Origin of the sequence: Vibrio splendidus, assembly GCF_002873455.1 — a bacterium.
Lineage (GTDB): Bacteria > Pseudomonadota > Gammaproteobacteria > Enterobacterales > Vibrionaceae > Vibrio > Vibrio splendidus_J.
Window position 1 is genome coordinate 284,942 of the sequence record NZ_MCUN01000007.1, and the last position, 13,711, is coordinate 298,652.

General features: G+C 42.3%; 12 protein-coding genes. 6 read left to right on the top strand and 6 right to left on the bottom strand.

The features are described 5' to 3' along the window. The first annotated feature begins 120 nt into the window (after positions 1 to 120). Positions 121 to 1,176 carry a S1 family peptidase gene (locus BCU75_RS05530; protein ID WP_102473180.1) on the top strand — a complete coding sequence of 352 codons (1,056 nt, stop codon included), beginning with the start codon at positions 121 to 123 and terminating at the stop codon, positions 1,174 to 1,176. 124 nt (positions 1,177 to 1,300) lie between these two features. Here the strand turns inward: BCU75_RS05530 and BCU75_RS05535 are convergent, their stop codons facing one another. Then, the gene (locus BCU75_RS05535; protein ID WP_102473181.1) at positions 1,301 to 1,627 is read right to left on the bottom strand and encodes a hypothetical protein; all 327 of its coding nucleotides are present in this window, start codon (positions 1,625 to 1,627) and stop codon (positions 1,301 to 1,303) included. Between the two features lie 201 nt (positions 1,628 to 1,828). Between BCU75_RS05535 and BCU75_RS05540 the strand changes: the two genes are divergently transcribed. Next, on the top strand, positions 1,829 to 2,146 hold the full coding sequence (locus BCU75_RS05540; protein ID WP_076673738.1) for a helix-turn-helix transcriptional regulator: 318 nt from the start codon (positions 1,829 to 1,831) through the stop codon (positions 2,144 to 2,146). Between the two features lie 170 nt (positions 2,147 to 2,316). Here BCU75_RS05540 and arfB read toward each other — a convergent pair whose 3' ends face one another. Further along, positions 2,317 to 2,727, bottom strand: a complete 411-nt coding sequence (gene arfB / locus BCU75_RS05545) for an alternative ribosome rescue aminoacyl-tRNA hydrolase ArfB (protein WP_102466231.1) — start codon at positions 2,725 to 2,727, stop codon at positions 2,317 to 2,319. Between the two features lie 87 nt (positions 2,728 to 2,814). On the opposite strand from arfB, the gene BCU75_RS05550 reads away from it, so the two are divergent. Further along, positions 2,815 to 3,420, top strand: coding sequence for a beta-phosphoglucomutase family hydrolase (locus BCU75_RS05550; protein WP_102473182.1), 606 nt, complete (start codon positions 2,815 to 2,817; stop codon positions 3,418 to 3,420). Between the two features lie 36 nt (positions 3,421 to 3,456). Here the strand turns inward: BCU75_RS05550 and BCU75_RS05555 are convergent, their stop codons facing one another. From BCU75_RS05555 to BCU75_RS05570, 4 genes are all read right to left on the bottom strand, one after another. After that, entirely contained in the window at positions 3,457 to 5,361 is a 1,905-nt protein-coding gene (locus BCU75_RS05555) for a sensor domain-containing diguanylate cyclase (RefSeq protein ID WP_102473183.1), read from the bottom strand. 237 nt (positions 5,362 to 5,598) lie between these two features. Further along, entirely contained in the window at positions 5,599 to 7,347 is a 1,749-nt protein-coding gene (locus BCU75_RS05560) for a formate--tetrahydrofolate ligase (RefSeq protein ID WP_102473184.1), read from the bottom strand. Positions 7,348 to 7,640: 293 nt separating this feature from the next. Beyond that, positions 7,641 to 8,945, bottom strand: coding sequence for an inosine/guanosine kinase (locus BCU75_RS05565; protein WP_102473185.1), 1,305 nt, complete (start codon positions 8,943 to 8,945; stop codon positions 7,641 to 7,643). Positions 8,946 to 9,087: 142 nt separating this feature from the next. Further along, positions 9,088 to 9,564: a CreA family protein gene (locus tag BCU75_RS05570; protein ID WP_102473186.1), complete on the bottom strand. Its 477-nt coding sequence runs from the start codon at positions 9,562 to 9,564 to the stop codon at positions 9,088 to 9,090. A 248-nt stretch (positions 9,565 to 9,812) separates the two neighbouring features. Here BCU75_RS05570 and BCU75_RS05575 point away from each other — a divergent pair, with 248 nt between their 5' ends. The 3 genes from BCU75_RS05575 to BCU75_RS05585 all read left to right on the top strand — a co-directional run bounded on the left by BCU75_RS05575 (position 9,813) and on the right by BCU75_RS05585 (position 13,281). Then, positions 9,813 to 10,307 (top strand): hypothetical protein, encoded by a 495-nt coding sequence (locus BCU75_RS05575; RefSeq protein WP_102473187.1) that lies wholly within the window; start codon positions 9,813 to 9,815, stop codon positions 10,305 to 10,307. Positions 10,308 to 10,367: 60 nt separating this feature from the next. Beyond that, the gene (locus BCU75_RS05580; protein ID WP_102473188.1) at positions 10,368 to 12,176 is read left to right on the top strand and encodes an HD domain-containing phosphohydrolase; all 1,809 of its coding nucleotides are present in this window, start codon (positions 10,368 to 10,370) and stop codon (positions 12,174 to 12,176) included. A 379-nt stretch (positions 12,177 to 12,555) separates the two neighbouring features. After that, on the top strand, positions 12,556 to 13,281 hold the full coding sequence (locus BCU75_RS05585) for an HAD-IA family hydrolase (protein ID WP_102473189.1): 726 nt from the start codon (positions 12,556 to 12,558) through the stop codon (positions 13,279 to 13,281). Positions 13,282 to 13,711: the final 430 nt, after the last annotated feature.

The following is a 13,711-nucleotide window of genomic DNA, read 5'->3' on the forward strand; positions in this document are numbered from 1 at the left end:
TATAAAATGATAGATGTAGCCATATCATTACAAATACTTACTATACTGATGGTGGTGACGTGTTATGGTGGCGATTCATCATTTTTGTAAATAAGTAGTAAAAGTTACAAGGAGTTAACTATGAATGTGAGCCATACAATCAGTCCGGTTCGTAAAGTCGTTTTAGTGCTGTTAGCACCGTTTATTTATACATCTAGTGTATTGGCGACGGAAAACACGGCCGAGAGCATTCCTGATGTTGGTATCACTCCTTATATCGTGAATGGTAGCAACGCTTCGGTAACTGAGTTTCCTTCGATGGCAAGTTTGTTCATTGATCGTATTGATTATGATGGCTTTCATTCTCCAGGTCCTTACTGTGGAGCGACCATTCTCAACCCAACCCATATTTTAACTGCAGCACACTGTATTTATGGTGACGAGAATGCGCAGCTTTTTACTACGGTTGTTCCTCAACTAGAGAATACGTCTGAATTTCCGAATGGTAATATTCAGAAAGTCCGAGTGGCAGAGGTTTATTATCGCAGTGATTATTCGAATAGTTTAAGAAAGTTGTTACCAAATGACGTTGCAATTTTAAAGCTTGAAACATCACTCAATATCGGTGCGAATATTATCCCTCCTTCCTCTGAAGTTTATAGAAGCTCTAGTAGTCAATTTGTCGCTGTTGGTCATGGAGATACGGCAACAGGTCAAGATGCCACAAGCCGTCTTCAAAAAGTTGACCTCACATATGTTGAAAATAATGTTTGTGCAGGTGTGTTTACCGATGGTGTCTCGTTAACGCGAAAACAAATTTGTTTTAGTGGTGCCCAGGGAGCCTCAAATTTGTATGGTGGAACTTGTCAGGGTGATTCTGGTGGTCCGGTATATTGGTGGGATGGTTCTGCATACCAACAAGTAGGGATTACTAGTTTTGGTCCAACAACTTGTGGTAGTAGCTCAACTGTGACATCGGTATTCACTGAAATCTATGATTACAGATATTGGATTACAGATGTAGCTAATGGTGTAATCAATAGCTCTGAAACAGTTCAAATTTCAGCAACCGATGCCAAAAGAACGGCTTACGTCAATGCGAGAACGTCATCTGGTTCAGGTGGCGGCGGTGTATCATTTGGCTTGCTAGGTGCGTTAATGCTGCTTGGTGGGTTTAGAAAAATAATCTCTTGTTAGAATTTAACCTTTAATGTTGGTTTAAAAACGGCCAGTCATTAAACAATGACTGGCCGTTTTGTTCTATTCACTTTAAGCCGTAGGTAGTCAGTGAATTGAATAGTCAATAGTGATTACTAAATGGTTATACACAGAAATCCGTCGGTACTTTTCTACTGTATCTTTCGATAATCTCATCCATCTCTGTTACTGCGTCGCTGATCCTTTCGATACCACCTTGCGCCACACCTTTTTCGCTTTGGCTCAATACAGAAAAAGCGTCTTTTAACTCTTTGTCTTCCAACATGTTGCCGTGTAACAACACCTCTTTGTATGTAAGTAGCCTATGCTGTACCGAGATAATTTGATTGCGGGTATTTTCTGATTCTAAAGCGTGCTTTATGCAAGGAAATGCCAATTTATAATGACTCGCAATTTCCAATTTAACGTGTTTCATATTCGCAATTTGCAATTTATATGATTTCCCAACACTTGAATACTCAAGTTAACTAGCCTGTACGTTCAATACTGATCTAAGTACGAAAGTTTATGAAACGTAACGTTTTTTAATTTTCGAATGATATGTCTTTGATGGTGTATGTAAACCGTCACAAGTCAATATGGTCTGTTTCTTGCTGAAATTAGGTCATAACTGTCTACTGAGGATGAGCTTATGTCACAAGAACCCATCATAATGGCGCTGATTGAACGTAGGAAACAAGCCAATTTGTCTCAAGAAAAGTTAGCCTCCAGTGCGGGAATGAGTTTAAAAACCTATCAACGAATTGAGCGCGGTGAAGCTGATATCAAAATGTCTCAGTATCGTTCGCTTACGAGAACCTTGAAAGTCACCGATTTGGATGTCGTGCTTGATATTGTTGGTGCATCACAAGCAACAGCGGAAGATGTAGCGGCGGTCAGTCGTTTACTGACCAGCGAAGAGCGGATGTTGTTAATCAAGCTGATTTTGTCGGTCAAAAAACAGCAGTAGAGTTTTGTTCCATTAGGTTATCTTAGAATACCTAACCTAGATTTCGAATACCTAGCGATCGAACAAATAGCCCGAGGAATAAATAACGTTAGGTATCTTTTTTTGTTTAAATAAACAGAGCTAGAACGGTTGTTTCATAGTTGACGTGTTCACTGGGAGACATCAAGTCATTAATCCACTCTTCCGCGCAGTTGTTTGGTGGTACTTCTTTGCTTCTTGCTTTCTAAACGTCTTTTCTGAGAACCACGTGTTGGTTTCGTTGCTCGTCTTACTTTTTGAACTTTTGTCGCTTCCAAGATCAATTCTTTCAAACGCACCAAAGCATCGTCTCGGTTTTGTTCTTGCGTTCTATACTGCTGCGCCTTAATGATAATCACGCCATCTTTAGTGATGCGGCTATCTTTGTGTGCAAGCAGTTTCTCTTTATAGAAATCTGGTAGGGTGGAGTGCTTGATGTCAAAACGCAAATGTATCGCACTTGATACTTTATTGACGTTTTGGCCGCCTGCTCCTTGTGCTCTGATCGCAGTTAACTGAAGTTCCCAGTCTTGAATCGAAACAGAGTTAGATATTTGTAACATAAACATCCATTTTGAACGGTAATATGGGGTCATGATACTGAATATTGGTTATGGTATCAGTAACTTTCTCAAAGAGTGGTAGTAGTGATGAAAATAGATTTAACGGCATATGATGGATTAATCTTTGATATGGATGGTACGTTGATCGATACAATGCCAGCACATGTAAAGGCGTGGCAGCAAACGGCTGAAGAATTCGGTTTTCATTTTGAAGCGTCTTGGCTGCATAGCTTAGGTGGCATGCCGAGTTATGAGATCGCGGGTGAGGTGAACAGTAAATACGGTTTATCGCTCGACCCACAAGCGGTTTCTACGTTTAAGATGGCGTCGTTTGCTGCGATTGAAGACAAAGGAGATATCATCCCTTGTACGCATTCTCTGTTATTAGAAAATTTAGGTAGCAAGAAGATTGCCGTCGGGACGGGTAGCCAACGTAAAAGTGCAGAACAGTTGTTGGACAAAACAGATATCTTGAGCAAGCTCGATATCCTAGTGACAGCAACAGACGTTAAGAATCACAAACCCAATCCAGATACCTTCTTAGATGCGTGTTTTGGTATGGGATTACAGCCAAAGCAGTGTGTTGTGTTTGAAGATACGAACTTAGGTAAACAAGCCGCTCATGCTGCGAAGATGGATTGTATTCTGGTGGTAGAAGGGAGCAAGTTAGAGTTTTACCCGGCCCCAAGTTGATCGAGAGCCTAACAAGAGTGCTTGTACTATCTATTGTTAGGCTATTTCACTCATTTCTTTGTCTAGGAATAAGCATACATTGTTTCTACCTGCTGCTTTAGCTTCGTATAACGCTAAATCAGCGCACTTGTAGTTCAGCGCTGGATCATTGGTGATGTTAGTAATGCCGCCACTAACAGTGACTACGTTATCGAGTTCAAGGCTGACAGCAATTCTCAGCCTGTTGAGAACGTATTCAGCTCCTTCTGTTGTGGTGTGAGGCAGAATAACACCAAACTCTTCGCCACCAATGCGAGCAACAAAATCCGTTTCACGGCATTCACGCTGTAGCACTTGAGCGACCGTTTGAATGACTCGATCACCGTAGTCGTGCCCAAACCTGTCGTTAATTCTTTTGAAGTAATCAATATCCAAGATAGCTAAACAAGATTGTTCGCGAGTAGGGTAGCGATTAACACGAGAACATTCGTCACGAAGTTCAAGATCGAATTTACGGCGGTTCCAACAGCCTGCCAATGCATCTTTTTCGCTCAGGTTTCTCAGTTTGTTTTCTAGCTCTTTATGCTTGCTTATGTCGACAAAAGAAGCAACATAAAACTGAATCACATCTTTTGAATCTTTGATGGTTTGGATTCGTAGTATTTCAGTGATCAAAGACCCGTCTTTACGGCGATTGACAACTTCGCCTTCCCAGACTCCAGTCTTAGTGATTATGCTCCACATCTTGATATAGAACTCTTGATTGTAGCGACCAGAGGCAAACATCGAGGGTTGACGCCCTTTTACATCTTCCAAATCGTAACCACTCACGCGAGTAAACTCTTGGTTTACTTTGATGATTCGGTTATTTCTGTCAGTGATTACCAAGGCTGACATGCCATTCATCGCGGCTTTAGCCAGTTGGCTATCGATGCTGTTCTTTTTATGGTTACTGTTCCAAAGCACAAAACCTGCTGAGATCATCGAAATTAAGAAAGATAAGGTGATGATCTGTACGAATATGGCTTGTTTTTCTTGTCGATACTGGCTACTAAATTGTTGGTTTTCAACGTGAAGAACCAAATAAATTGGACCTTCAAATTGCTTTATTTTAGGGCTGATATCTGAGTGAAAATACCAGTTTTTGCCATCAAAGTAGCTAGAAGAGGTATTGTCTTGAATGGCTTTCCAAAGTTCTGGATAAAGCTTTGCGTAGGTTTTATCTGAACGAGATTCAATAAGGTGTCCAAACGATTCTTCGATGTCAGGTCCCATGATGACATGTCCGGTTCTGTTAAGAATGACCGGGACGGCTGATGATGTGCCGATTTGGTAAAGAAGACGGTCGTAGACCTCGAGCATATTCAAGTTCGCGATAAAGTAGCCAATAATGCGTTGTTCTGAGGCGACGGGTGTCATTATCCTTAGGGCTGGCATCAAAGGATGGACGACTTCACCATTTTCAATCTCTAAATCGATTCCGTTAGAGCTTACTTCACCAATCTTCAGTTGTTTGAGCTCTTTAAAGTAGTTACGAGCCGATTTGTTCTGGAGTTTATTCTCCGGAACTATTGTTGCTTTCTTGTTGTTGTAGTTTATACGGTAAACCTCGTTACCTTCTAGATCGAGGTAGCGAAGCTGAGAATAGTATTGTTGTCCGCGAGCTAGCATTACCCAAAGATCTTGCAGAGCTTGTTTATGAACAATTGATGGTTCTTCAATCGCACGAAGTAACGTTTGAGAGTTTGCAATCGATGGGACAGAATTAGATATTTGCTCAACAATAACGGCGAGCTCATGAAAACTGTATTCGATTTGGTTTTGGCTAGATTGCTTAATATTTAGAGTATGCTGAGCATCAACTCTGTCAAGTTCAGAATTGATATAGAGGGCAGGGACTAGTCCTAGGGCAAATATGGTGCATAGAAATTGGCTTACTAGTTTTTTTATACTCGTATTCATCACTGTCCTCAAAGAATCAGCGCAATACTATATATTTTATGGGGTTTTTAATGTGATCTTAACCCAGAACTCAAAACAAGATTTGCATATTACTATGGTTTAAGTGCAACTTTTTGCAATTGGGCTTGATTGTTGAGCAATCACCTCAGGTGAAATGACTGCTCAATATATAAATGGTGGTCTAAAGTAAGAGCCAGTTTAATCGCGAATTTTTGCAGTTTACTTAGCTAAGGACATCTAGCTAAGGCCAATGATATTTCCAAATTTATCAATATCTAACGACATGAATGCTGGTTTGTCGGGTAGGCCGGGCATGGTCATTACATTGCCGCACAAAGCGTAAATGAAGCCGGCACCAGCACACAGTTTGAGCTCTCTAACCGGTACATCAAATTGAGTTGGAGCCCCTTTTATGTGAGCTTCTGTTGAAATCGATAATGGCGTTTTCGCCAAACAAACCGATAGGTCGCCAAAGCCGTGTTGGTTGAACTCAGTCAGTTGTTTTCTTGCCAGTGGTGATAGCGAAATACCCGCTGCGCCGTATCCGACTTCAGCGACTGCCATCAGTTTCTCTTCTAAGCTTTGCTCAGAGTAGTACAAAGGTTTAAATTGGCTCTCTTTTTTGCATGCTTTTACCACGGCTTGAGCCAACTGGGTTGCACCTTCACCACCTTGACCAAAGGCTTCGCTCACTTCAACGCTGACACTTGAGTCAAAGTCGGTGATCATCTGTTTTAAAGCATCTAACTCTTGAGTTGAATCTTGTGGGAATCGATTGATCGCAACGACGGTAGGTACTTGGTATTGCTTAACGTTGTTGATATGCCATTTAAGGTTCTCAAAGCCTGCTGTGAGCGCGTCTTGATCGTCATTAAAGATTGAATCAGGTAATGGAGTGCCAGGTCTCAAATCGTATAAACCAGAGTTGGCCTTTAATCCGCGTAATGTTGCGACAACTACGGCGCAATCAGGCTTCTTGTTCGAAGCTTTCACTTTGATGTTACATGCTTTCTCAAAACCCATGTCTGAGCCGAAACCACCTTCAGTCACGACAAAATCACTCAATTTCAACGCTATTTTATCGGCAATAATAGAAGAGTTACCGTGTGCGATGTTAGCGAAAGGCCCTGCGTGTATTAGGGTAGGAACGCCTTCAAGGGTTTGCATCAATGTAGGTTCAATAGAGTCCTTCATTGTCACTGTCATAGCGCCTGCGACGTTGAAGTCATCTGCGGTTAGTGGCGCACCATGATTGTTGTATGCGAGCACAACACGGCCGATACGCTTGCGTAGGTCTTGTAGATCATCGGAAAGAGCGAGAATAGCCATCAGCTCTGAAGCAGCTGAGATATCAAACCCATCTTCGCGCTCAAAGCCATTAATTGTTTTGTCTGCTTCGTTTTTGCCTACGATGATCATTCGTAATGCACGGTCATTATGATCGAGTACACGTCGCCAAACGATTCTACTTGGGTCAATGTTGAGCGCTTTTAGGCCTGAGCGCGCTTCAAAGGCTTCTAATCCTTCACGCTGTTCATGATACAAGCGTGCATCAATGGCCGCAGAGGCGAGGTTATGAGCGGCTGTCACGGCATGAATGTCACCGGTTAGGTGAAGGTTTAACTGCTCCATAGGGGCGACTTGAGAGTACCCACCACCCGCAGCACCACCTTTTACACCAAATACCGGACCCATTGAAGGCTGACGAATGCAGGCCATGACTGATTGGTGAATCTTTGCTAGGCCTTGTGCTAACCCGATAGCAGTGACGGTTTTGCCTTCGCCAAGTGGCGTGGGCGTGATCGCAGTTACCACGACTAATTTACCATCTTGTTTGTTGGCGAGGCGTTCAAGTGATGTCAGAGACACTTTAGATTTGTATTGCCCTAATGGCTGATGTTCGTTGTGTTGTAGCCCAGCTTGTTTGGCAACTTCACTGATGTTTTTAAGGGGGGTAGAGCGACAAATATCAATATCAGATAGCATATTTGATCCTTATATCAGAACCGAAAGGTGGTACGTAAACGTTTGCGTGGCGATAGTACTGTATAAATTTGCCAAGTAAAGGCAAACCACACGAATTATGTGCTGGAAGATAACAGATCTAAAGAGTCATTGCGCGAGATCAAATCTTAAACGAGCAAAATATTCGTTCTGACTACCCTTAGCTGCGGTTATATTAGCGTTGAATACAAAAAGGGCTGCATATAGCAGCCCTTCAGGAATGGATAATTTAGCTAGCCGTCAACCTCAATGTGTTAACGACCAGATATGGTCGATTAACGATCCCAGTATGTTTCTTCTAAGCTATCTTCACGTTCAGGCAGTGCGCGAGAAAGACGAGGAGAGTGTTGAGTCAACACCTCATAGCTTACACGGTTTGCGTACTTACAAATTTGAGATAGTGAAGAGTAAGTTAGACAAGTGTGTTCGTGTTTCTCAGAGTTCGGCACGTTTACGTGGTGGTAGCTGTTTGCTGCCATGTCATGCAGAAGTGCCGAAAGCGCACCATCACCAGCGCCGTTTGTGTTTTTAATCTCAAGCGGGCCACCTAAATAAGGGCCGATGTGAGAATACACTTTTACAGGATCTTTACAGTCTTGCTGACGCATCGCACGGCTGAATTCGTATTTGTTAAACTCAGGAATGTTACCCGGTAGTAATGGCAGCGTTGTTTCACGTTTCGCTGGCTCGTCAGTGTAGCCTGCCATGTACAAGCCGACAGGGCCTGCAGTACAGAGAACTAGGTCAACCCACTCAAGCGCTTTGTTCGCAGCCAATAGCGGATCTTTTTCACCCGTTAATGCTTCACCTTCATCTTCGTTCATTGCGACGATGGTTACGTTCTCTTTCAGGTATTCTTGCCACCATTCAGCGTTGCCTTCGATCACGTACTTCGTGCCAAGTGTCAGTACAACTGGCACATTGTGCGCTTTCGCGTATTCAATCGCTTTTTGAACCGCTTTTGGCATCGGGTCTTCAGGCTTACCGCGCATTAAGTATGAAGAGACAACTAATGCAGACGCTTTTTCAAAAACCTGTTCAGGAATACTTTCAGGAAGCAGTTGGTTCATGTGCCCTTCGTTGATCGCAAACGTACGTTCGCCATCTTCGGTAATGAGCGTGTAACAACGACCAATTGGACCATCAACGGTTTGTAGGTGGTTTAAATTCATACGTGAAGAAGTGCGGCAAAGGTAGCGGTAACCAAATGAGCCAACTTCAATTTTCTTAGACATAACGCCAAGCAGGACAGATTTACTGTCTGCAAGTACGGAATAGTTGTGCAGTGTATTGCCGATAGTATCGCCAGGGTATTGATGCGTAATCAAACCGCGTTGAACTAACTCTTCATACAGCGCATCTGCCTTACTTTCTTCCAATACTAGTGAGTGACCTTTACTCAGCTCGTATTTTTCTAGGAACGCGTTGTCAACACGGGCTTCGATATCAACAATAGTTTGACCAACACCGACAATTGTCGCGCGGTGAAGCTTAGGGGTTTGTTGAATTTGGTTGACCAACGGATCACGGGCGTGAGTTGGAAAGTAGTGCTTAGATTTACGCTGTCCAGGAAATTTCATATGACAAATACAGTGAAAAAATTTTGCCGCATGATATCACATTTTGTTTCTGGTTCTTTCATTTTTATTACATTTTGAATCACCTGCGCAATGTCTGTACAGGTGATTCGGCTTACTTTTGCTTCAGACCATTCGTGTGAGACTATTCGGCTTTAACTAGAGTAGCTGGATCTACGTAAGCCTTTGTACCCCAAAGCGGAACAGTTGAAAGGCTATGTTTGAAACTGCCTTCTGTTTCTTTGGTTGTGTAAGACAAGTAAAGCAGCGATTGATTCTCAGCATCGTAGATACGGCGAACCTTCATCGTTTTAAAGAAGATACTTTTCGACTGCTTGAATACCACTTCACCTGATTTACTTTTGTCTATTTTAGCAATCATTTCTGGAGTGATTTCGCCCGTTTGACGACAAGAGATAGAGCTATCGCTTGGATCAGAAAGGCTAAGATTTGCTTCGATTGATGCAATGTGACAAGTCACACCTTCGATCTTATCATCATCTAAAGATGACATTTTGATATCCTTCATTGTGAAGAATCCCAAAGAGACGTCGCCAACCTCGTTGTCCGAACAGCCTGCCAACATTGTGATGATACCTGCTGCTATTAAGGCTTTTTTCATAAGAAGTCCTTTTTATTTATATAGTTCTGTTTACTATAAGGATATTGAAAGCTTGAATACGAGTGTAGAGCTTTTCACCGAGTTCTTAAAGGATGTTATGGGATAATGAAAAATATGAAGCATTTAAAGTACTTGTTGGCCTTAGTCATGCTCTGTATCCTCTCTGCATGTAGCTCGGCACCTCAGTCGACCATATGTCTTCCAAATAACTGTGATATTTGGGGTTACTAATCTTAGGTACTAAAAGAATGAATAACGAAATACCTGAAAGCGCACATAAGAAAAACCAATGGCTGTTTAGCCAACTCGACATTGCTTATCCCGCAAAGGAGAGCTTGTTAGGTCGAGAGCTTTATCAAAGTAAACTCTCATCCAAGAATTACCAACTCCTCGCTCAAGATCAAACTCCCTCCCAAATTGATGAACTTCATAAAGTCGACTTCCATAAACTGACCGTACTTTTTTCACTTAACCAAGCCAGCGTTTATCAAGATGAAACCGAAAGGGCGCATATACTTGAGTTTTTGAGTCAGATTATGTTGTCTGATGAGCATGTTTTATACATTGGTACTCAAAATGGTGATGTTGTGGCGAGTGCTATTGTCACAGACGCGGAAGGTTCTCTGTTGATCTCCGATGTGGTCATTGAAAATGGTCAAGATATCAACGGCTTTGCTAAGCAGTTACATGATTTTTGGGCACAAGATCATGCTTTTCACGATAAAGTGTGGGTCGAGAACTAAAGATTCTTTGAGAAAGCATTAATCTAAGTACAATACCCCATCTTCTATAAAGGGTATTGTATGTGCAAGCTATTGATATCAATCGCTGTATTGTGTGCTAGCGCTTTTTCTACAGTCAGTTTTGCTACTGACTGGGACATCAAACGCATCCTAATTTTACACTCATACGAACCTTCTTACCAATGGACTGCTGACTTCCAGAAAGGGATAGACAGTGCGTTCAACCAATCTCAAACTGAAGTTAGACTCTCAATCGAGTATTTGGATTCAAAGCGTGTCCATAGCCCAGAGTATTACGATTCTCTCGCCAACTACTTACGTACCAAATATTCAGGTTATAAATTTGATGGCGTCATTGCGACAGATGACAATGCGGCTAATCTCCTTAAATCTCTACCTGACTTGATTGACCGAACCACACCTGTTGTTGCGGCAGGTATCAATGATTTCAGCACCGACATGTATGCTGTGTCTGATAGAGCAACCGTGCTTTATGAGAACGATAAAATAGACGTCAATATTAAGCTGCTCTCTAAATTAAGACCTAATCTAAAGAACCTCTATTTCATCAATGATTACAGTGTCACTTCTGAGCTAATCCACAAAGAAATGAACAGCATAATGGCTGAGTTCTCAAATATTAACTTGGTGGAAATACGCGACCTATCACTCGAACATACAAGCCAGTTCTTACAAGGAATCTCTGCTGACGATGCGGTTTTGCTCAGCCACTACAATACAGAGTTGAAGAAAGGGGTCTATCACACTTATCAAGAGATTGCGGATACCTTGTCTAAAGCTAGCGCTGCCCCAGTGTTTGCTTTGTGGCAGTTCTATATTTCGGGTGAGGTACTTGGTGGCTATGTTAATCACTCGCAAAGTATGGGTGAAGAAGCGGTCAATGCGTTAGATAAATACCTTCATCTTGGTTTTACGGTACCTTTGGCACCCGGCGACAACAAACGTTTTGTTTTTAACTACCTTGCAATGAAACGACATGGGATTAGTGCAAACGCGCTACCTGATGAAGCCGTGTTTATTAACGAGCCTGCATCTTTCATTCGAAAAAACTTCCAGTTGTTGTTGGGGGTGTCGATGGTTATTGCGGGTTTGAGCTTGATTATATTGATGCAATTTGTCACCTTGCGCCAAAAGAAAGATCTCGCTAAAAAGAACAAACGGATCTTAAAGCTTCAGAAGCAGACGTTGAATATTCAAAAGGATATGATTCATGTTTTAGGTGAAGCTATTGAAACGCGCTCTGGCGAGACGGGTAATCACGTTAAGCGTGTAGCCAAGTTATCCGCATTGCTTGCCAAATATCGTGGTTTGAGCCATCGTGAGGTCGAAATGATTGAGATCATCAGCCCGATGCACGATGTAGGTAAGATTTCGGTTCCGGAATCTATCTTGGATAAGCCAGGTAAATTAACCGACCAAGAGTGGGACGTAATGAAGCTTCACACCACGGCGGGCTATAACTTACTGAAGAGCGGAGCGGGTGATATTACCAACCTTGCTGCAATCATTGCTAATGAACATCATGAGCGTTGGGATGGCGCTGGATACCCTAATGGCAAGGTAGGTGAACAAATCCACTTGTTTGCTCGTATTACTGCTGTAGCCGATGTATTTGACGCATTACTTAGTGCACGCTGCTACAAAGAGCCGTGGCCGATAGAGATGGTCGTCGATTTGTTCGAGAGAGAATGTGGCTATCAGTTCGATCCTGAGCTTGCTCAGCTACTATTGAACCATCTACCCGAATTTGTCGCTATTCGTGATGCTTACCCAGACACTGTCAATGCAGGTTATAGTGCTGAACCAACGGACAGGCCTGCGGTTATTGAAGAACTCGTCGTTAGTTAACTGCCTATTAGCAAAAATAGCGTGAGGCTTCCCATTTTATCCTCTCATCTCCACGTCTGAGCTTATTCACCGAGTAATCAAATGACTGGGCTAGATCGGTGTTCCTAATCTAATTCTCTCTTATCTTCACAGAAATTGGCTAGCAAGAATTTATATTTTTAACTGATATTTAACAGTTTTTGTAAATAAATTAGTGTTTGGTTCTGTATACATTCGTTCAATTCGATGAAAACAGTTGCTTATGTCTGGGCATAAGGTGATCCACTGCATATTTCGCGTAGAGAAATAAGCGTGGATAAGGAAAGTGTTACCTCAATCATCCCGCGCATTGAAAGAACACTATAGGATAAAACTTGAATTCAATGCGAGTGAGAGAGCTATGCGGTTAGAGCAGACTAAATGTGTAATTTTCGATTGTGATGGAACACTCATCGATAGCGAAAAATTGTGTTGCCAAGCTTTGGTGAATGTATTCACCGGTTTTGGGGCGGAGCTAAACGTTAATGACTGCTACGCGCACTTTCAGGGTGGAAAGCTGGCTGACATCTTAATGGATACACAAGAACGTTTAGGGCTATCTATCTCGATTGACACGCTTGAGCCACTATATCGCACTGAATTAGAAGCCTTGTTCCAACGTCATTTGAAGCCGATGGGTGGTGCTATTGAGCTTATTGAATTCCTAAAGCGACAGGACATCGAGTTTTGTATCGCTTCTAATGCGCCTAAGTCTCGGGTTGAATCTTCATTGGCGATGACAGGAATGCTCGACGACTTTAAAGGTAAGGTGTTTTCAGCTTTTGATGCCAATAGCTGGAAGCCAGAACCTGACTTGATTATGTATACAGCCATGAATATGGGCTTCTTACCCAATGAGTGTATCTATGTGGACGATACTTTGAAAGGAATTGAAGCGGGTGTTCGTGCGGGTATTCAATCATTCCGATTGCGCCCAAGTATTAACGAATCAACCGTAGATCCCGAAGCCGACTCAGCAGAGCTAGCGGCTCAGGATATACACAGTTTGGAAGAGATTTCGGTTTGGATTAATGGCAAGCACTGTTCAAGTGGTGGAATACCGAACCCTGCAGCTTTGGTGGGTTAGAGCCTAGTTGAGGGCTGACTATTTTACTAAATTGTTTTGTATGAAAACCGCAAGAGGCACAAGTAAACTTTTCTCCACTTTCTGATAGTAGATATTCGTCGTGTTGGCATAAAGGGCATGTGATGTCGTTGGTGTTTGGTGCTTCTGTATTATTCATTATGTGTCACCTGCAGCAAAAGGGTAAGCGAAAAAGAACCCGTTACATAAGATTACCCCTAAGCTCGAATATTAGACAGTTTTGACACTTGATAATCTCGCCTTTGCGACTTGCTTCATGGTAATGATAATCTCATCGTTAAAGACCATGTATTTTCTATTGTTATTAACAAGCATCAGTAAAAAAGGACTCATTACGAGTCCTTTCAATGTTTGTTTTCAATTAACGCTAACCCAAGGCAAGATGAACAACAGTTTCTAGTTTCTAGTTTCT